The organism is Nocardia sp. NPDC003963, assembly GCF_053605105.1.
Map to the genome: position 1 here is coordinate 1 of NZ_JBSGIP010000050.1, position 19399 is coordinate 19399.

Genomic DNA, 19399 nt, shown 5'->3' on the forward strand with positions numbered 1-19399 from the left:
TGCTCGACGATCGCTGTTCGCAGGCCGAGTTGAGCGGCGCGGATCGCGGCGACGTAACCGCCGGGACCAGCACCGAGAACGACGACATCGTAGTGGGAAGTCACGCTGTCGAGCCTAACTCTCCCGGGTGTGGGTCGGCCCACCCGCCCGCCTCCCGCCGCTGAGCACACCGGCGATACCCGCGCGGCGTCATCGGGCCCGTGACGGGCCGCGATCGTGCTGGACCTACCCCGCGGAGGCCGGTGCGCGAGCCCCGCGCGCGGTCCCGGATGTGCGCATGGTCACCCGGACGGCCGCGGTGCAGACGAGCAGGACAACCGTGCCCACCACCGCGACATACTCGATCCCACCGGCGGCCGACGCCGCCCCGGCCGCGATCATCCCGGCCGGGACCCCCGCCGCACCGACGAAACCCTCGGCCGAACTGAACACGCCGAGCTCGTCGGTCGGCAGCGCGGCCTGGATCAGCGCCTGCCAGACGATCCCGGTGATCGAGACGGCGAAGCCCGCGGTGAGGCAACCGAGGAACAGTACGACCGGACCGGCGATGCCCAGTGCGTAGCCCGCGACGGCGAGCGCCTCGAACCCGACCGCGGCGGTCAGCACGGCGGACCCGGAGCGCCAGCCGAACCGCGCCGCCCCCGCGATCACCGACAGCGATCCGGCCAGCGCGGCCAGCGCCATACCGGTCGCGAGTGCCGCCCACAGCCCGCCACCACCGGTCGCCGGGACGGTGAGCGCCGGGCCGGCCACCGCCACCAGGCCGATCACGAAGGACACCACGAACCACAACATCACCGACCAGCCGAGCCACGGCGCACCGGCGACCGTCGCGCGCAGGGTCACCCACCCCGCGGACAACACCGGCCGCGGGCCGCCCGCCGACCCGTCGCCGTCGCCGTCGCCGGGCACGGTGCCGGCGGCCCGCCGCGCGTAGATCAGGGCGAGCAGGTTCATCCCGAAGGTCAGCGAATCGAGCACCAGGATCCAGACGAACCCCACCGTCGCCGACAACACCACCGCCACCGCCGGACCGACCAGCACACTGATATCGGCGACCAGCGCGATCAGGGCATTGGCCGGGCGCAGCCAAGGTCCGGGCACCACTCCGGGCAGCACCGTGGTCAGCGCGGGGGCGTAGAAAGCAGTGGCCGCACCGAAGAGCGCGGCCGAAACCACCATGGCCGCCAGCGAATCACGACCCGTGCCCACCAGCACCAGGGCCAGTCCACCCTGTGCGACGATTCGCACCACATCGGCCCCGATCATCACCGCGAACCGGTCGCGCCGGGCGGCGGTGACACCGGCCACGGGCGTGCAGGCGAACCGGCCCGCCCACAGGGCGATCAGGATGACGGTGAGTGAAGTGGCCGAGCCGAATGCCTCGATCGAGTGCACGGCGAAGGCCACGGGCACGATTCCGTCGGTGGCGCCGGAGCACGCGGCACCGACGAAGATCCCGCGGAAGGCGCGCACCCGCAGCGGCCGCAGGTTGCGGCGGATCCCGGAGCGGAAAGTGTTGGCGGCCATATCTTCCGCATCCTGCACCGGCCGATGGGCCGGAGGAAACCGGTTTTTCGGCCACGCGGCCCGTCAGCCCAGCAGAAACGCGACGAGAAACCCGGCCGAGGTCGCCATACCGACCCACCAGCCACCTTCCCGGTATGCCTCCGGCATCAGTGAATCGGCGAGTACCGCGATGGTCGCGCCGCCCGCGAAGGCCTGGATCGCACTGATATGGGTCGCTTCCAGGTGATCGGAGAGCAGATCGCCGGCGACGGTCACCAGCACGAGGACCGCGCCGGTGAGCAGCCACAGCGTGAATGCTCTACGGGTGGGGACGTTTCGCTGCCGGTGCAGCAGGGCCGAACCACCGATCGCCTCCGGGACATTGCCCGCCGCGATCGCGACCAGCAGGACCATCCCACCACCGGAACTCAGCGAGACCCCGAGCGCCGTATTCTCCGGAACTCCGTCCAGCACTGTTCCGAGCATCAGCGCCCACCCCACCGCACCCGCGCCCTGCCGGCGTTCGAGGATCCGGTTCGCGACCACGTACACGGTCGCGCCCAGAAACAGCGCGGCCCCGGCGGTGAATGCTCCCGCCTGCAGGAACGCCGGTTCGAACAGTTCGTTGGATACCGCGGCGATCATGGTGCCCGCACCGAACGCCATCAGCGAGGCCAGCAATGGCCCGGGCAATGTGGTTCGCAAACCGATGACCGCGCCGATCAGCAATGGAATTGCGGTACCCAGCCCGTACAGCAGTGCGGTTCCCATAAGGTGAACACTATGTGTTGCCGAGTTATTGCAATGGTCATGCCGGGCCGATAGAAATTATTCTAGAATTTCCCTCTAAAATAGCGTGTACCTGCACCTATCCGAGTACTGTCCGATTTGGCGGTTTCCCGGCGACCCCGATTGCGGGCAGACAACTTTCGGCAAACCCGCACGATGCTACCGCCATGCTACGAAAGGCCAGATCGATGACGAGGGGATCGGGCTTTTCGGTATTGTTCTGCCCGATGTCACAGGAAGCGAATTCGGGACGACGGTATGCCGGGCAGCCCGTAGAAGATCGGCAACGCGAGCGCCGCGCTCGTTTTCTCGAATCCGGCCTGACGGTTTTTGCGAGAGACGGGTATGCCAATAGCTCGGTAGGTGCCATTTGCAAAGACGCAGGGTTGTCCTCGCGCCAGTTCTACGAGGAGTTCACCGGCCGCGAATCCTTACTCCTGGAACTGTTCGCTCTCATCGACCGGGAATCCCGGACGGCGGTGCTCGCCTCACTGGAGCAGAGCACCGAGCACAGCGCCCTACAGCGGATCGACAGCGCCATCCGTGCCTATGTGCAATCCATCGGCACCGATATGCGACGGGCTCGGGTCGTGCTCGTCGAAGTTGTCGGCGCCGGAACCAAAGTCGAGAAGATGCGCGGGGAATCACGCCGAGCCTGGAGTTCGGTACTCGCACGGGCCGCGGAGGACGCCGCGCTACACGGTGAGATACCGACCGGTGATTACGATCTGCGCATGCTCGCCATCATCGGCGCGGTCAACTATGTGGTGGACGAGTGGAGCGGAGCCGAACCCCGGCAGCCACTGGACGAGGTGATCCGGGTACTGAGCCGGATCATCGTGGGTGCGATCCGGGCCTGAGCACGGCAGCCGCCGCCGGTAAGGTTCGGCGGCTAGCCTCGACCCGGTGGAGACAGTTCCGATCCGGATGCCGGACGGCAGCACCGTACCGGTGCGGCTGCTTCCGGCCACGGGACCGCACCGGTACCCGGTCACACTCGACACACCGCGTCCGGTGGTCGTGCTGATACCGGGACTCGGCGTGCCCGGCGAGTACTACCTCTATTTCGCCCGCCGACTCGCGGACCGCGGGGTCGATGTCGCGGTGGGCGAGTTGCGCGGCAACGGTGACAGCTCGCCCAAAGCGAGCGCGGCCAGCACCTACGGGTACCACGAACTGGTCGCGGTCGATTTCCCGGCGATCTTCGATGTGGTGCGCACTCGCTTCCCGGACAGCACCCCGTACCTGCTGGGTCACAGTATGGGCGGACAACTGGCGGCGCTGTACGCCGCACGGATCCGCGGCCGGCTCGGGGGGCTGATACTCGTGGCCTCGGGGACCCCCTATCACCGGGGTTTTCGCGGACTCCTCGGACCGGGGATGCTGCTCGGGACCGCCGCGGTATCGCTGACGGCCGGTCTGGCCGGAGTCTGGCCCGGCGACAAACTCGGCCCCAACGGATTCGGCCGGCAGTCCAAGGTGCTCATCTCCGATTGGGCCCGGCTGGCCCGCACCGGCCGGTTCGCGCCGGCCGGTGCCGATATCGATTACGAGGAACGCCTCGCTCGGCTGAAGCTACCCGTGCTCTCGATCACCCTGTCCGGCGACGAACTCGCCCCGCGCGCCTCGGCCCGGCACCTGCTCGACAAACTGCCGAATTCCGAGACGACCACCTGGCACGAACCCCGGCCACTCGGTCACAACGGCTGGATACAGGATCCGGCCGCCGTGATCGACCGCGTCGAGAAGTGGCTCCGCGACCGGTGACCGGTTATTTCGAGGTGCGGCCCTCGATGAGCAGCTGGGTGAAGAACTCGTAGATCAGCGCCGCCTGGAACGCCGACTGCTTGTTGTCGGCCGCACCGCCGTGCCCGCCCTCGATGTTCTCGTGGTACCAGACCCGGTGTCCCTGTTCCTCCAGCAAGGCAGCCATTTTCCGGGCATGACCAGGATGCACGCGGTCGTCGCGGGTGGAGGTGGTGAGCAGGATCGGTGGATACGCGGCACCGGCACCGGTCTCCGCGGCCCGCTGATAGGGCGAGTACCGGCTGATATAGGCCCATTCCTCGGGCACATCCGGATCGCCGTACTCCGCCATCCAGGACGCGCCGGCCAGCAGCAGGTGATACCGGCGCATATCCAGCAGTGGGACCTGGCACACGATCGCCCCGAACAACTCCGGATACCGGGTGAGCATCACTCCCATCAGCAGACCACCGTTGCTACCCCCGACGGCGCCGAGCTGTGCTGCGGTGGTTATCCCGCGCGTCACGAGATCCCGGGCGATGGACGAGAAATCCTCGTACACCTTGCAGCGGTTCTCTTTCTGGACCGAGGTGTGCCACTCCGGCCCGTATTCCCCACCGCCCCGGATATTGGTCATCACATAGACACCGCCCTGCTCCAGCCACCCGATACCGGACGCACCGCCGTAGCCGGGCGTCCGGGAGAGCTCGAACCCGCCGTACCCGGACATGACCGTGGGCCGCGGCGCACCGCGGCTGTCGCGATGCCGGATGACGAAGTAGGGGATGGCCGTTCCGTCGTCGGACCGGGCGAAGAACTGCTCGGTTTCGATACCGGTCGCGTCGAAGAACGCCGGTTCCTGTTTCCATTCGACCGCCGGCTCCCCGACCGCCCCCGCCAGCAGCGTGGTGGGTGTGGTGAACCCGCTGGTCATGAGCATGTAGTCGTCCCCGCCCTCGAGCGGATCGAGGTTCATGACACCGGTGGTCGCCATCGCCGGGGTATCGCCCAGCGGTTCGGTTCGCCAGCCCTCGGCCCCGGGGGTGAGAACGTAGAGCTGGGTCTGCACATCCTTCAGGGTCACCAGCAGCAGATGGTTCTCGGTCCAGCCGTATCCGTGCAGCGAGGTGTGCGCATCCGGTTCGAACAGCACCTCGAAATCACGTCCACCGTTGCGGAACTCGGTGAAATTCGTGGCGATCAGCGCGCCCGCCGGGAAGGTGCGGCCGCCGGTCTCCCACGGCGATTTCAGCCGCACCAGCAACCATTCCTTGTACCAGGACTCACTGGCATCCGACGGGGTTTCCAGATGGACCCGGGAGCCGTCGGCCTCCAGCAGAAACACTTCTTCGTTGAAGAAATCGGTGGCCCGGGCGATGTAGTGCCGCTCGTAACCGGGGGTCCGGTCGTAACCCGCGGAGACCGAGACATCGGCAATCTCACCCTCGAAAACCGTTTCGGCGGTAGCGAGTACGGTCCCCCGATGCCACCGTTTCGCGATCCGGGGATATCCGGAACCGGTGAGCGAACCCGGGCCGAAATCCGTTCCGACATAGACGGAATCGATATCGATCCAGCCGATACGCGACTTCGCCTCGGGGAGGAAGTAGCCGCCGTCGGCCGGTGCGATGAATTCTCTCGATTCCAGATCGAATTCACGGACGACCTTGGCGTCCGCGCCGCCGCGGGACAGGTTGATCAGCGCGCGGTTCTGGGACGGGCGCAACACCGCGGCACCACCCCAGACCCAGTTCTCCTCCTCGGCCGACGCGAGCGCATCGAGGTCGATGAGCACATCCCAGTCGGGTTCCGGTTGCACGTACTCGGCGAAGGTGGTGCGCCGCCACAGCCCCCGCGGATGCGCGGCGTCCCGCCAGAAGTTGTACAGCCACTGCCCGCGCCGGCCGGGAAAAGCGATCTTGGCGTCGGTATCGAGCATGTCCAGGATCCGGCGCTGTAATTCGTCGAAACGGTCGCCGACGGCGAACCGCTCCATGACGACCTCGTTGCGCGCCCGGGCGAAGTCGAGTGCCCGCTCACCGGTGACCTCTTCGAGCCAGAGATAGGGATCGGCTTCGCTGTCCTGTACGCCACTCATCGGACCATTGTGGCCCAGCCGGCCATCCGGTACGGAACGGCGGTCACCGCGATCCCGCCGTGTTCGCGGTGACTATTCCTCGTCGCGGGTGGCGGCGAAAGCCGCCGGTACGTCCACCCGCGCGGTATCGAACAGCTCCGCGCAGCGGGAGAGCAACCGGCACAGGGTTTCCCGTTCGGCGTCGGTGAATCCGTCACCGACAGTTCGTTCCACCGCTATCGCCCGGGCGTCGGCCGCATCCACCACCGTCTCGCCTTCGTCGGTGAGCCGCGTCTCCAACATGTTCCTGTGCCACGGATGCGGGGTGCGTTCGATCAGTCCGCGGTCGACGAGATTGGTCAGCACCGTGTTCATCGTCGGCGGAGTCACCCCGCACAGGCGAGCCAGGGCCGCCGCCGAGATACCGGGGTTCTCGCCGAGGAACAGCAGCGCCGCGTATTGCGCCTCGGTGACGCCGATGGGTTTGAGCGCGGCGCTCTTGGCCGCGATTCGCGCCTGTTCGGCACGTTTGACATACGAACCGATGCGCTCCTCGGCGGGCATGGACGTCATGCACGCATGGTATCCACCCTCCGAGCAGTTAGAGTCTTGACCAATATTAGAGGTCTAATCTAACTTAGCTGACACATGAATGTTCCAGGTCATACAAAAGCATCGGAGAAGGGCACAGATATGCCTCACCACATCCACCGGCACTGGACCACCGCAGCGCTCGCGGCGGCGGTCGCGATCGTTCTGGCAGGTTGCGGCACCGCCGACCCGGCGCCGGCCACGCGAGTCGATACCGCGTTCGAACTTCCCGGCGAACGCGTCTACCCCGAGGGCATCGCCCTCGACGAACGCGGCGGCGACTTCTTCATCGGCTCCTACGCGGACGGAACCGTCTACCGCGCAGCCACCGGGACCGGCCGAGCCGAGGTGTTCCTCCCCGCCGGGACAGACGGCCGCCGGACCGCGAACGGATTACGAGCCGATCCCGCCGGACGACTGTGGGTCATCGACTCGACCGCGGGAGTGGCGGTGTACGAAATCAGTTCACGCCGCCTGCTCGCCCGCTTCGATGTGACCGGAGCGGGTGAACGGTTCGTCAACGATATCGCCCTGGGCCCAGACGGCTCCGCCTATCTCACCGACAGCCGCCGCCACCTCGTCTACCGCGTAACACCCGCCGAATTGGCCCGGGCTGTCAGCGGAGACGGTCACAGCGGCCTGAACCCGTACCTCGACCTGGCGGACGCACTCGAACCGCACGACCCCGCCGCCTACACCCTCAACGGTATCGTCGCCGATCCGTCGGGCGCCTACCTCCTCACGGTGGATTCCACCGGCGGCGACCTCTACCGCATCGATCTCACCCGGAACCCCGCCACGGCACAGCGAGTCACTCTCACCGGCGGTGACCTGACTCTCGCCGACGGCCTGGACCTGCACGGCGACACCCTGCGAGCAGCACACAACACCGCCGACACCCTCAGCAGCTGGACGCTGTCCGAGAACGGCCGGACCGCCACCCGCACCGCCGAATACCACGACGACGCCCTGACCACCCCGACCACCCTGATCCACACCACCGACCGCACCCTGGTGGTCGCCTCACAGTTCGACAGCGGCGGCCCGCTGGGCCCCGGTACCCCCACTACACCGTTCCGAGTGCTGTCGATCTCCGGGATCTGAGGTGCCGGGACCGTCGAGCCCGGGAGAGCGGCCGGTGCCGTCGCGGAGGTTCAGCGGTGAACTGCGACCATCGGCAAATCGACCCACACCGGTGTTCGTGCGGACGGATCCAGCACGACTGCGCAGCTCACTTCTCGACTACGAATACGGTGCGATTCAGGAACACCCAGGCAGGCGTGCCGTTGATCCAGTATCCGTCGTAGCCGTAAGCGGTAGCGAGCCGTCCCGTATCTTCCAGCACATACGCGCGGGCTTCGAGATCGGTTCGTCTCGCAGACCCCTCGGGCTCGCTGGACAACTGCGTATCGATCCGACTCAGTTCGTCACGTTTTCTTGTCTCCAAGGACTGCATATCGGTCAGCAGAGCATCGGGATGCATCGCCATACGGATCACATTGTTCGGAGTCCGCTTGCCACCCGTACAGTCCAGGGCCAGGTCGCGGAGCTCGGCAGAAGTCTCCCGGCGTTCGGGCGAACCATATTCGCTCCAGGTGGGTGAGCGACCCCACACCCAGATACCGTTGCCCCTACCTGTCTCATCCCTTCCCGGATAGAGTTTCCCGGTTTTGAATTCCGCTACATACTGTGATCCGCTTACGCCTCGGAACATTTCCTCCCAACCGGCGTCGATCGCCCTCCGCATACCGTCGGCGTCCACGAGAAGGGGCGGGCCGTCGAATCCTTGGGCCCTGAGCATCCGCGCCAACACCGGATCACCTTCGGCGACATTTCCACGGCGTTCGACTTCCCTCGCCACCGTCGGATCGCTACGGTCGTGACGCCGAGCTTCGAGATAGAGCTCACGATAATCGAAGGAATCGATCCGGGTACGGTCTGTTTCCCGGGAATCGATTCCCCGCAGCGACCGTGCGATCTCTTCGTCGGTCTGCCCGATCCCGGAAGCCCGGCGAAGTCCCTGTCCGACCCCCTCCAGCGGAGTCGCGTGGACCCTGGCCACGCCCTCTGCCGCACCCAGAAGCCTTTCGACGAGCTCGGGGATCACCCTGTCCCGCAGTGCAATCCTCCGATTTCGACCAGCCGGCTACCACCGCAGCGCAGGTGCAGCGAAAAGTTCGCTCAGCATAGCTCGTGACTCGTGCCCGATGGCCACCGCTTCAGGTCCGTCAGAGCCGGAGCCGACTTTCAGCAGGGCCACACCACCACCGGCGACGATGCCCTCTTCGACGGCGGCCTCGGCGTTGCGACGGCATCACCGGCCTACGCCCCGTAGATATCCGGGTCCTGAGAATCGAATGTTCCCGTAACAAGACGAGGGCCGGTCCACCGTGACGGTGGACCGGCCCTCGTTCCGAAGAAGTTGCCGGGTGGCAGGACTCAGAAGTCCATGCCGCCCATGCCGCCGGTCGGATCGGCCGGGGCGGCCGAGGCCTTCTCCGGCTTATCGGCGACAACAGCCTCGGTGGTCAGGAACAGGGCCGCGATGGAGGCCGCGTTCTGCAGAGCCGAGCGGGTGACCTTGACCGGGTCGGCGACACCGGCGGCGAGCAGGTCCTCGTACTCGTTGGTCGCGGCGTTGAGGCCCTGGCCGGCGGGCAGGTTGGAAACCTTCTCCGCGACCACGCCGGGCTCGAGGCCGGCGTTGAAGGCGATCTGCTTCAGCGGAGCCGAGAGCGCCACCTTCACGATGTTCGCGCCGGTCGCCTCGTCACCGTCGAGCTTCAGGTCCTCCAGAGCCGGAGCCGACTGCAGCAGGGCCACGCCACCACCGGCGACGATGCCCTCTTCGACGGCGGCCTTGGCGTTGCGCACGGCATCTTCGATGCGGTGCTTGCGCTCCTTGAGCTCGACCTCGGTCGCGGCACCGGCCTTGATGACCGCAACACCGCCGGCCAGCTTGGCCAGGCGCTCCTGCAGCTTCTCGCGGTCGTAGTCCGAATCCGAGTTCTCGATCTCGGTGCGGATCTGCGCCACGCGGCCCTGGATGGCCTCCGCGTCGCCCGCGCCCTCGACGATGGTGGTCTCGTCCTTGGTGACGACGACCTTGCGCGCCTGGCCGAGCAGCTCGATACCGGCGGTCTCCAGGGAGAGGCCGACCTCTTCGCTGATGACCTCGCCACCGGTGAGGATGGCGATATCGGCGAGCTGGGCCTTGCGGCGGTCACCGAAGCCCGGGGCCTTGACGGCGACGGACTTGAAGGTGCCGCGGATCTTGTTCACGACCAGGGTCGACAGGGCTTCGCCCTCGACGTCCTCGGCGATGATCAGCAGCGGCTTACCGGCCTGGATGACCTTCTCCAGCAGCGGCAGCAGGTCCTTGACGGTGGAGACCTTCGAGCCGACCAGCAGCAGGTAGGGATCCTCGAGGACCGCTTCCTGACGCTCGGGGTCGGTGACGAAGTAACCCGAGATGTAGCCCTTGTCGAAGCGCATACCCTCGGTGAGCTCCAGCGACAGACCGAAGGTCTGCGCCTCTTCGACGGTGATGACGCCTTCTTTGCCGACCTTGTCCATGGCCTCGGCGATCAGCTCACCGATGGACGGGTCACCCGCGGAGATACCGGCGGTGGCGGCGATCTGTTCCTTGGTCTCGACTTCCTTGGCGGTGTCGAGCAGCTTGGCGGTGACGGCCTCGACGGCCTTCTCGATGCCACGCTTCAGGCCCAGCGGGTTCGCGCCGGCCGCGACATTGCGCAGGCCCTCGCGCACCAGCGCCTGGGCGAGCACGGTGGCGGTGGTGGTGCCGTCGCCCGCGACGTCGTCGGTCTTCTTGGCGACTTCCTTGACCAGCTCGGCGCCGATCTTCTCGTACGGGTCCTCGAGTTCGATCTCCTTGGCGATGGACACACCATCGTTGGTGATCGTGGGGGCGCCCCACTTCTTCTCGAGCACGACGTTGCGACCCTTCGGGCCCAGCGTCACCTTGACCGCGTCGGCGAGGCTGTTGAGGCCCCGCTCGAGGCCGCGACGGGCCTCTTCGTCGTACGCAATTGTCTTGGCCATTGCGGTGAGATCCTCCAAGTAATGAGGCTGACACACAGGATGACCACATTGTCGGGTCACCCTTAGCTACCCTTGTGGCCAGGTTCGGTGCCCGCGACGGACGACCAGGGGTGTCGTGGTACCCGATCTCACCGTCCCGACCTTGGCACTCTCCGGTGGGGAGTGCCAAAGCCATTTTTAGCACTCACCGATGCCGAGTGCAAGGTCAGTGTTCGTGGCGCCGCCTGCGGCGTCGCGGGTCGGAGCCCTATCGACCCCGGCCACCGAGGCGGGCCGACCGGGGAGGCGGGGAAGTATCGCGGGTTCGCGCCTGTTACGGCGGGCGTGGGCACGAATATCGATCAAAGGCTGTCGGTGACCCTCAGCGCCAGGGCGAGGAAAGCGTCCGCACGGCGCTCCTCCGGGGTGCGCGGCTCACCCTCGTCGATGGTGACGAATTCGGCATCGTGCAGCAGCAGCTCGGCCTCGACCCGCATGATGGCGCGTATGAACGGCGGCGCGACATCCGGCGGTAGGTCACCGTTGACCACATAGCTCCCGTCCGACAGCGATTCGGTGGAGACGTAGGTCAGTGCGCGCAGCAGATCGTCCCGGTGCTCACCGGCCACCAGGTCGGAGTCCGTTTCATCCGCCATTGCTATAGATTACCGGGATCCCCGGCCGGATCGAGCGCACCCGGCTCCCCGTCGGCGGTGGCCCCGCTCGACGCGCGGTCGCTACTTCTTCTCGGCCACGATCTGCCGGAGGAGCTCGGTCAACCGGGCCTCCAGCGGCGCCTTGCGCAGCCCGGCGTCGGTCAGGATTCCCGAACCGTTCTCCTGCTCCAGAACAGCCAGCAGGATGTGTTCGGTGCCGATGTAGTTGTGCCCCAGCCGCAGCGCCTCCCGGAACGTCAGTTCCAGCGCCTTCTTCGAGTCGGCGCCGAACGGAACCAGCCCGCTCATCCGGCCGGCCGCAGTCGCCGCCTTGAGCGCCTCGGGAGAGGCCGTCTCGTCCCCGCCCACCGCGGCCAGCACCGCACTCGCCAGATCGGCCAGGGCGACGCCCTGTTCGACGATGAGGTGGCCGGCCAGACTGTCGGCCTCGCTGAGCAGCCCCAGCACCAGATGACCGAGGGATATCTCGGCACTGCCGGTAATATTGGCGGCTTCCTGGGCGGCGACCACGACCGCGCGAGCCCGGTCGGTGTATCGCGCGAAACCCGCGTTGGGGTCCACCTGGTCGGCGGGATCACCCGGAGGTTTGGGCACGAATCGCTTCTGGGCCGCCTGTTTGCTGACACCCATACTCGCGCCGATCTCGGTCCACGAGGCGCCCGAGCGGCGGGCCTGATCGACGAAATGACCGATCAGATGGTCGGCGAGTTCGCCGAGATGGCCTGCCGTGACCACCGCGTCGGAAAGCTGTTCCAGAGCATTGTCGGGACGTGCCTTTTTGATGACCTCGATGAGGTCGTCCAAACGTACTGTCGTCATGCGTCAACAATAGGTTGACGCTCGGTAGGCGTCAACCCGAAGTTGACGATTGCGAAACCGTCTCAGCCCCGCCCGCCGGGACGGCGCAACCGCAATCGCGAATCACCGCGCAACTGCGGCCGCCGGATTTCGGGGCGCCGTAGGACCGGCCGCCGGATCTCCGGCCGCCGCAGGACCGGCAACCGACGGTCGGCCCGGCGCTGCGCGCGCCGCTCGGCCGGTTTGTACTGCCAGGTCTCGGGCCGGGCCGCCACCCAGCGCTGTGAGTACCAGGCGAACGGGATATGCCCCAGGTACAGCACGATCAGCACCAGCAACAGGACGATCGGATAGGTGATCAGCGCGGCACCGGCCAGAGCGACCAGCACCAGCAAGCCGGCGGCGGCCTGCGGTGCCACCGATACCGATTTCAGGGCCAGTGTCGGGATGGTGCTCACACACAGCGCCGCGGCGAATATCGTCCACGCCGCGACCACCGGGAAACTCGTCCACCAGCCGTCGCCGAATTGCACGAACACCGCGATCGGCGCCATCGCGATGAGCGCGCCCGCGGGCGCCGGGACCCCCACGAAGAACTCGCGCGCCCAGTCGGGACGGGTGTCGTCGTCCAGCAGGGTGTTGAAGCGGGCCAGCCGCAGGACGACGCTCACCGCGAACAGCAGCGCGATGATCCAGCCCGAACCGCTGCTCTCACCGTTGAACAGCACGACATAGAGCACCAGTGCGGGGGCCACCCCGAAGGAGATCGCGTCGGAGAGCGAATCCAGCTCCGCGCCGATCTTCGTGGTCGCCGACAGCAACCGGGCCAGCCGACCGTCGAGCGTATCCAGTACAGCCGCGGCACCGATCATGGCGAGCGCGATCTTCAGTTCGCCCTCCAGGCCGAACTTCACCGCGGACAATCCCGAACACAGCGCCAGGATCGTGACGATACTGGGCAGCAACCGGATCGATCGGCGCCGCCTGCCTTCGATGACCTGCTCCATCACGCGTCCGCCGCCGGCAGAACCGCCAGCACCGTCTCCCCCCCGATCGTCCGCTGTCCGATGTTCACCAGTAGTTCGGTACCGGCCGGGAAATAGGTGTCCACCCGGGATCCGAACCGGATCAATCCATAGGTGTCGCCGATGGTGATCCGGTCGCCGGGGGCGGCGTCGCATACGATGCGACGGGCCAGCAGACCCGCGATCTGGACCACCACGAGCTGCTGCCCGTCGGCGGTGTCGATCAGCATGCTGCTGCGCTCGTTGACCTCGCTCGCATCGGCCAGATCGGCGGATTTGAACTGTCCACGCCGATACTGCACATCCCGCACCACCCCCGAGACGGGCGTGCGCTGCACATGGACGTCGAGCACCGAGAGGAAGATGCTCACCCGGGGCAGCGGCTGATCGCCGAGGCCGAGTTCGGGCGGCGGCGCCGCCGTATCGACCAGCGCCACCTCACCGTCGGCCGGCGCGACCACCGCTCCGGGCCGGTTCGGGGGTACGCGGTGGGGGTGCCGGAAGAAGGTGGCACTCGCCACGGCGGCCGCTACCGCGGCCCGGCGGACCCACCGGCGACGCCGGCCGAGCACCGCGATACCCAGCGGGACGGCCACAAAGGGCAATCCCGCCGGATGCATCGGCGGGATCGCGCTGCGCACCAGATCGGCCAGATGGGCCGGCCCGGTGGTTTCCGGGGTGCCGGGCGGGGTGGGACGGCGTGCCACTGATTCCTCTTTCGTACTCGATTCGAACGCCGCGGACTCCGGTGGCGACCGGTCACCGAGCGGGTACCGGCCGAACCTGTCGGCGCAAGCGTTCACACCTTACGCCGAACAGGCCGGTGGCACCGGGTGTCGAACCGAGAGCTACCTCCGCACGACCAACTTCACCAGGAACAGCAGGATGACGGCGCCGGCCAGACAGGTGAAGAAGCTGAACCACCAGCCGCCACTGTTCACGTCGACGCCGAATGCCGAGAGCAGGAAGCCGCCGATCAAACCGCCGACGACACCCACCACGATATTGAGTAGAATGCCCTGTTGAGCATCGGTTTTCATGATCTTGCTGGCGATCCACCCGGCGATACCGCCGATGATGATCCAACCGATGATGCCGAGACCGAGCATGAGTTGATCCTCGCTTGTTCTCCGGTGGCACGTCCGCGGCCGCGGACGCGTACGGCCGCAATACCCCGACCTGGTCCCGATAACCCCGGCGAATATCGAATATGCGATGCCGTCCCGCGCACAGGGAGATAATATGAGGGTGCCTCATGTCTCCGGATTGCCCAGTGGCCGTCCCCAGACGGCCGACGGGTGAGGAATCCACATCGAAATCGGGTCAACCCTCGCGGCGGAGCGGCCGCAGGTACATAGGAGAAGCACCATGGCTACTCAGATCGCCCAGACGACCGGGGCGCAGCACACCGCGATCCTGGGGCTGGGCGTCTACCGCCCGGCGCGCGTCGTGACCAACGACGAAGTGGCCGGACCGATCGATTCCAGCGACGAGTGGATCCGCACCCGTTCGGGTATCCGCACCCGCCGGTTCGCCGATGAGACAGAGACCATCCATTCGATGAGCGTGGCCGCCTGCCGCGGCGCCCTCGACTCCGCCGGCATCGCCGGCGACCAGGTCGACTGCATAATCGTGGCCACCTCGACCCATCTCCTGCTGACCCCCGCCGCCGCGCCGCGGATCGCCACCGAACTCGGCACCGACGGCGCCGCCGCCTTCGATATCTCGGCCGGCTGCGCCGGGTTCTGTCACGGCCTGGCCATGGCCTCCGATCTGGTGCGCGCGGGCACCGCCTCCCATGTGCTCGTCATCGGCGTGGAGAAGCTCAGCGATACGGTCAACCCGGCCGACCGCGGCACCGCGTTCCTGTTCGCCGACGGCGCGGGCGCCGTCGTGGTCGGCCCGGCCGAGGAACAGGGCATCGGGCCCACCGTCTGGGGTTCCGACGGCACCCAGCACCGAGCCATCCGCCAGGACAAGGACTGGGTCGAGTTCTTCGCCGAGATCGAGGAGAAGGGCACCGACGCCGTCCGCCCCTATCTCGCGATGGAGGGCACCGCGGTGTTCCGGTGGGCCGCGCATTCGCTGGAGAAGGTCTGCCGCGACGCCATCGACCGGGCCGGGCTGTCCACCGACGACCTCGACGCCATGATCCCGCATCAGGCCAACGGCCGGATCATCGAGATCATGGCGCGGGTACTGAAACTCCCGGAGAACTGCGCGCTGGCCAACGATATCGAAGAGACCGGCAACACTTCAGCAGCCTCGATTCCGCTCGCGATGGAGACGCTGCTGCGGACCGGGCAATCCCAGCCGGGCGATACCGCCCTGCTCATCGCCTTCGGCGCGGGACTCTCCTATGCGGCCCAGGTCGTAACCCTGCCGAAATTCAGTTCGTCTCGACCGCTGTCCTGATCTTCGCGAGGGATTCGTTCATCCCGCGCACCAAATCCTCCTCGAACGCCGCCTCCCCACCGAGCATCGCATTGATCAGGGTCCGCGATACCCAGGTGGTGCCGTTGGGGGCGTCGCGGCGTTCGACCAGCCGGGTTCCCGCCTCGGTGGGTTCGAGAGTGTAGGTCCACACCGTCCGGTTCTGGGTGACCCGGAAGGCCAGTGCGCTGTCCTTTTCGTAGCGCAGGATGCGCGCGGTGGTCGGCCAGAACTTCCATCCGTCCCGGTTGAGGTTGACCGTCAGCGTGCCGGCCCTGGGCCGTCCGATCGGAATCATCCGCACGCACTGGGGGCTGAACTCCGGCATCCGGCTCGGGTCCGCGAGGACCGCCCAGACCCGCTCCGGCGGGGCGGCGATATCGATGCTGGCTTCCAAATTTTTCGGCAACGTTGCCTCCGGGTAGATGAAACTCCAAGTATCAGAAAGGGTAGCGATTGGCGACGGCTCGGTCACATTTTCCCTCGTCGAGTATCGATAGGGCCGATCCCGAAGCAGAATCGATGGCGGGACCCCCATCGGTTGCCGTAACGCCACCGCAAGCAAGACACGTCGCCAGCAAACACACAGCTACCGTAAGGTGATGGGCCGTGAACCTTCGCTCGCTATTGCGCCGCCAGACCACCGACGGACTGCCGCAACTACCGGCACTCGAACCCGATGACCCTTCCGGGAACGCCAAGATAGACGAACGGCTGGAACGACTGCTCACCCCCACCGAACTGGATATGGTCCTCCAGCATCGCGTTTGATTGCGGCTGCATTCGATTGCCCCGCCTGCGGCGGGGCGGAGCAGGGCCCGCCCACTGAGGTGGAATCCGGCCGCGAGTTCCGGCCATCCGGAACGGACAGGAGCTCGCGTATTCGGCGGGCGCGCGAATCGTTTCCGCGCCTTTGCCCCGGCGAGACCGGGCGCTGCCGTCCCGGCCCGGCTGCACCGGGGGGCATCGCGCACTACCCGGTACGCTGCTGGTCGCGCCGGAGGCTCCGGCGTGGCTGACCACCGGGGAATGCGTTATGAAGCGAATCTCAACTGTTGTCGTCACCGCTGCCGCCGCCGCGGCGCTGGTGCTGTCGGGTTGCTCGTCGGACGAGGAACCGGCCGAGGCCTCGGGTCTGCGTAAGAACACCGCCGCCGTGCAGACGACATCGAGCACGGAATCCGGTGCCGAGACCACTGCGCCCGGCGACGGCAGCACGCCCGAGCAGTCGCCGGAAACCACCGAACCCGAGGACGATTCCGCCGACGATGCTCCCGCCTCGAACCGTCCGTCCGACACCACCTGTGGACAGTTCAAAGCGCTCGACGAACCGCAGCAGCAGCAGCTGGTCGGCGAGATCCTCGCCGAGAACCCCGACAGCGCGTTCGTGGGCAATCCGAACGCCGCACTCGGCACCGCCAAACTGGTCTGCAACTCCGAGAAACTGGCCGACCAGTTGGTCGCCGTGGTCGCGGGAATCGTCGTCAACGGCTGAGACCAGCGGATATCCGATGCTCAGCCGCCGCTGATCACCATCACCTCGTTGCCCGCATCGAAAGCGATGTAGGCCTTGCCGGCGGCGGGATCGACCGCGATATCGACCGCTGTACCGTCGAATCCGAGTTCCACGGTCGCGGTGACCGTCCCCGATTCGGTGTCGATCACCTCGACATTGTTGTAGTTGACGACATACGCGGTGTGCGACTCCGGATCGACGGCGAGATCGAGTGCGTTACCGCTCACCGGGACCGACCTGAGGACCTGGCGCGATTCCCCGGAAACGATCACCAGGGATCGCTCGTCATCGGCATCCGTATCGGTCATGACAGTGGCGTATATGTTGTCGGTGACCGGGTCGACCACCACATCCAGTGCGTTCGTGGACCGGCCGAGCTCGATCGTCGCGGTGGCGAGATGGGTTCGGGTATCTATCACCACCAGACCGTCGTCGGCCGCCACGTAGAGCGTGTGTGCCGACGGGTCGAGGGCCGCCTGCCCCGTGGAGGAGAAGCGGCCGTCGACGGTCGCCGTCACCGCACGGGTGCGGGTGTCGATCGCGATCACGCTGCTGCTGCCGACCGCGTACAGCACGGGGGCCGACGGGTCCGGGACCAGGTCCAGTGGCGCGAAACCGATCGGAACCACCCCGAGGACTGCCCGAGTAGCGAGATCGACCATCGCGACCGAATTGTTCTGTTCATCGGCGACGAAGAGGGTGTGCGTCCCGGGATCGACCGCGACGGCGCCCGGCTCGGCGCCGACCGGGAATTTCGCGGCAACGGTATTCGTGGCCGTATCGATCGCCGACACCGAACCGTCGGGACCACTGGTGGCGTACACCCGGTCCGCTGAAGGGTCCGCCGCGATTCCGTCCGCCGAACCGGCGAGCCGGACCGTACCGGTGACGGCGGCGGCGGGTTTCTCGTCCGAACTCGACGTGGCGACCACCACCACGGCGACCACCGCGGCGACGACGAGTGCCACGCAGGCAAGCACGAGTTCCGCGGCGGATCGCTCGCCGCCGCTCACCGCGGCGGATCCGGCATTCGGGCGGTCGGCAGCGGCGAGCTGCTCCGGCCGATCGGCCACCGCCTGCGATTCCCGGGACACGGGACCACCGATCGGCGCGGCAACGGTAGCGGCGGTGCGCGAATAGCGTGGCGCGGCCGGGGCACCTCCGAGATGTGCGGTGGGCGCGGCGGCGGAGCCCGGACCATCCGATGCGGCCCGGGCGGCGTCGGCGAGCTCCCCTGCCGTGCCGTACCGCCGGCCGGGATCCTTGTTCATCCCACACGCGATCACTGCGTCGAAAGACCGCAGTGCCGCCCGGGATGTGCTGGGCTCCGGCGGCGGCGCGGTGAGGTGGGCGGCGATCTGCTGTTCGAGGCTGTCGCCGCCGAACGGCCTTGTACCGGTGAGGCATTCGTAGAGAACACAGGCGAGCGCGTAGACATCGGCCCGCCGATCGGCACGACCTTCGCTCAGCCGTTCGGGTGCCATGTAGGCGACGGTGCCGACAGCGACTCCGGTACTGGTCAACCCGGTATCCGCGGTGGAACGGGCGATACCGAAATCGATCAGATAGGCGAAATCGCGCTCGGCGAGCAGGATGTTGGAGGGTTTGACATCCCGATGAACCAAACCGTCGGCGTGCGCGGCATCCAGTGCCGCCGCGACCTGCTCGACGATATGGACCGCCACCGCCGGGGCCAACGGCCCCATCCGGTCCAGGACATTCTTCAGATCCGCACCGTCGACCAGCCGCATATCGAGGAACAGGCGACCGTCGATATCACCGTAATCGTGGATGGGCACGATATGCGGTTCCCGTAGCCGGGCGGCGGCATGGGCTTCGCGACGGAACCGCTCGCGATAGCCCGGATCGGCCGAAAGATGCCCGGGCAGTACCTTCACCGCGACGAGACGCTCGGTGACCGTGTCGTAGGCGCGGTAGACCTGCCCCATCCCGCCTTCACCGATCTTGTCCCGTAACCGGTAGCGCCCGAATACCTCGTCCATCGTTCCTCCCCGATCGGGCGGCCTCCACCGGCCGCTCCGCCGCGCTTCGACACTGCCCCCGCACAGCGGCGCACCCTGGGAATTCGCCCAGCGGGCGCTCGCGACTGTATCGCGCCGCGCCACTGTCCATCAACGGCAGCAACGCACCCGGGACGAGGGTTCCGGGAGGCCCGGTCACGAGGGCCTCGCCC

General features: G+C 67.1%; 20 protein-coding genes. 6 read left to right on the top strand and 14 right to left on the bottom strand.

Translation table 11 applies throughout. From position 1 onward, the window contains the following. From ACWEWT_RS34175 to ACWEWT_RS34185, 3 genes are all read right to left on the bottom strand, one after another. On the bottom strand, window positions 1-104 hold a 104-nt coding region (locus tag ACWEWT_RS34175), incomplete at its 3' end, for an FAD-dependent oxidoreductase (RefSeq protein ID WP_452565018.1). A 121-nt stretch (window positions 105-225) separates the two neighbouring features. Beyond that, a complete protein-coding gene (locus ACWEWT_RS34180) occupies window positions 226-1530 on the bottom strand; it encodes an MFS transporter (RefSeq protein WP_452564986.1) in 1305 nt (434 codons plus the stop codon). Between the two features lie 63 nt (window positions 1531-1593). Continuing rightward, a complete protein-coding gene (locus ACWEWT_RS34185; RefSeq protein WP_452564987.1) occupies window positions 1594-2280 on the bottom strand; it encodes a ZIP family metal transporter in 687 nt (228 codons plus the stop codon). Between the two features lie 245 nt (window positions 2281-2525). Here ACWEWT_RS34185 and ACWEWT_RS34190 point away from each other — a divergent pair, with 245 nt between their 5' ends. Continuing rightward, a complete protein-coding gene (locus ACWEWT_RS34190) occupies window positions 2526-3158 on the top strand; it encodes a TetR/AcrR family transcriptional regulator (protein WP_452564988.1) in 633 nt (210 codons plus the stop codon). Window positions 3159-3204: 46 nt separating this feature from the next. Continuing rightward, window positions 3205-4065 carry an alpha/beta hydrolase family protein gene (locus ACWEWT_RS34195; protein WP_452564989.1) on the top strand — a complete coding sequence of 287 codons (861 nt, stop codon included), beginning with the start codon at window positions 3205-3207 and terminating at the stop codon, window positions 4063-4065. A gap of 4 nt (window positions 4066-4069) precedes the next feature. On the opposite strand, the gene ACWEWT_RS34200 is transcribed toward ACWEWT_RS34195, so the two are convergent. Next, a complete protein-coding gene (locus ACWEWT_RS34200; protein WP_452564990.1) occupies window positions 4070-6142 on the bottom strand; it encodes a prolyl oligopeptidase family serine peptidase in 2073 nt (690 codons plus the stop codon). 72 nt (window positions 6143-6214) lie between these two features. Beyond that, window positions 6215-6694: a MarR family winged helix-turn-helix transcriptional regulator gene (locus ACWEWT_RS34205; RefSeq protein ID WP_452564991.1), complete on the bottom strand. Its 480-nt coding sequence runs from the start codon at window positions 6692-6694 to the stop codon at window positions 6215-6217. Between the two features lie 120 nt (window positions 6695-6814). Between ACWEWT_RS34205 and ACWEWT_RS34210 the strand changes: the two genes are divergently transcribed. Next, window positions 6815-7816 carry an SMP-30/gluconolactonase/LRE family protein gene (locus ACWEWT_RS34210; protein ID WP_452564992.1) on the top strand — a complete coding sequence of 334 codons (1002 nt, stop codon included), beginning with the start codon at window positions 6815-6817 and terminating at the stop codon, window positions 7814-7816. A gap of 127 nt (window positions 7817-7943) precedes the next feature. Here ACWEWT_RS34210 and ACWEWT_RS34215 read toward each other — a convergent pair whose 3' ends face one another. The 7 genes from ACWEWT_RS34215 to ACWEWT_RS34245 form a co-directional block, all read right to left on the bottom strand. Next, entirely contained in the window at window positions 7944-8573 is a 630-nt protein-coding gene (locus tag ACWEWT_RS34215) for a hypothetical protein (protein WP_452564993.1), read from the bottom strand. Window positions 8574-9151: 578 nt separating this feature from the next. Next, window positions 9152-10777 (bottom strand): chaperonin GroEL, encoded by a 1626-nt coding sequence (gene groL / locus ACWEWT_RS34220; RefSeq protein WP_452564994.1) that lies wholly within the window; start codon window positions 10775-10777, stop codon window positions 9152-9154. Window positions 10778-11118: 341 nt separating this feature from the next. Continuing rightward, on the bottom strand, window positions 11119-11412 hold the full coding sequence (locus ACWEWT_RS34225) for a hypothetical protein (RefSeq protein WP_452564995.1): 294 nt from the start codon (window positions 11410-11412) through the stop codon (window positions 11119-11121). Window positions 11413-11493: 81 nt separating this feature from the next. Next, window positions 11494-12252, bottom strand: a complete 759-nt coding sequence (locus tag ACWEWT_RS34230) for a Clp protease N-terminal domain-containing protein (protein WP_452564996.1) — start codon at window positions 12250-12252, stop codon at window positions 11494-11496. Window positions 12253-12314: 62 nt separating this feature from the next. Further along, window positions 12315-13238 (bottom strand): CDP-alcohol phosphatidyltransferase family protein, encoded by a 924-nt coding sequence (locus ACWEWT_RS34235; protein ID WP_452564997.1) that lies wholly within the window; start codon window positions 13236-13238, stop codon window positions 12315-12317. Further along, the gene (locus ACWEWT_RS34240) at window positions 13238-13963 is read right to left on the bottom strand and encodes a phosphatidylserine decarboxylase (RefSeq protein ID WP_452564998.1); all 726 of its coding nucleotides are present in this window, start codon (window positions 13961-13963) and stop codon (window positions 13238-13240) included. The genes ACWEWT_RS34235 and ACWEWT_RS34240 overlap by 1 nt, the downstream gene beginning before the upstream one ends. 141 nt (window positions 13964-14104) lie before the next feature. Next, on the bottom strand, window positions 14105-14365 hold the full coding sequence (locus ACWEWT_RS34245) for a GlsB/YeaQ/YmgE family stress response membrane protein (RefSeq protein WP_452564999.1): 261 nt from the start codon (window positions 14363-14365) through the stop codon (window positions 14105-14107). A gap of 259 nt (window positions 14366-14624) precedes the next feature. Between ACWEWT_RS34245 and ACWEWT_RS34250 the strand changes: the two genes are divergently transcribed. After that, the gene (locus tag ACWEWT_RS34250) at window positions 14625-15671 is read left to right on the top strand and encodes a beta-ketoacyl-ACP synthase III (RefSeq protein ID WP_452565000.1); all 1047 of its coding nucleotides are present in this window, start codon (window positions 14625-14627) and stop codon (window positions 15669-15671) included. Here the strand turns inward: ACWEWT_RS34250 and ACWEWT_RS34255 are convergent. Beyond that, a complete protein-coding gene (locus ACWEWT_RS34255) occupies window positions 15646-16098 on the bottom strand; it encodes an SRPBCC family protein (protein ID WP_452565019.1) in 453 nt (150 codons plus the stop codon). The two genes, ACWEWT_RS34250 and ACWEWT_RS34255, sit on opposite strands and share 26 nt — an antisense overlap. A gap of 200 nt (window positions 16099-16298) precedes the next feature. On the opposite strand from ACWEWT_RS34255, the gene ACWEWT_RS34260 reads away from it, so the two are divergent. Both ACWEWT_RS34260 and ACWEWT_RS34265 read left to right on the top strand, forming a co-directional pair. Continuing rightward, window positions 16299-16460, top strand: coding sequence for a hypothetical protein (locus ACWEWT_RS34260; protein WP_452565001.1), 162 nt, complete (start codon window positions 16299-16301; stop codon window positions 16458-16460). Between the two features lie 265 nt (window positions 16461-16725). Then, window positions 16726-17184 carry a hypothetical protein gene (locus ACWEWT_RS34265; RefSeq protein ID WP_452565002.1) on the top strand — a complete coding sequence of 153 codons (459 nt, stop codon included), beginning with the start codon at window positions 16726-16728 and terminating at the stop codon, window positions 17182-17184. Window positions 17185-17204: 20 nt separating this feature from the next. Here the strand turns inward: ACWEWT_RS34265 and ACWEWT_RS34270 are convergent, their stop codons facing one another. Continuing rightward, complete coding sequence (locus ACWEWT_RS34270; protein ID WP_452565003.1) at window positions 17205-19208, bottom strand: serine/threonine-protein kinase; 2004 nt, start codon at window positions 19206-19208, stop codon at window positions 17205-17207. Window positions 19209-19399 lie beyond the last annotated feature (191 nt).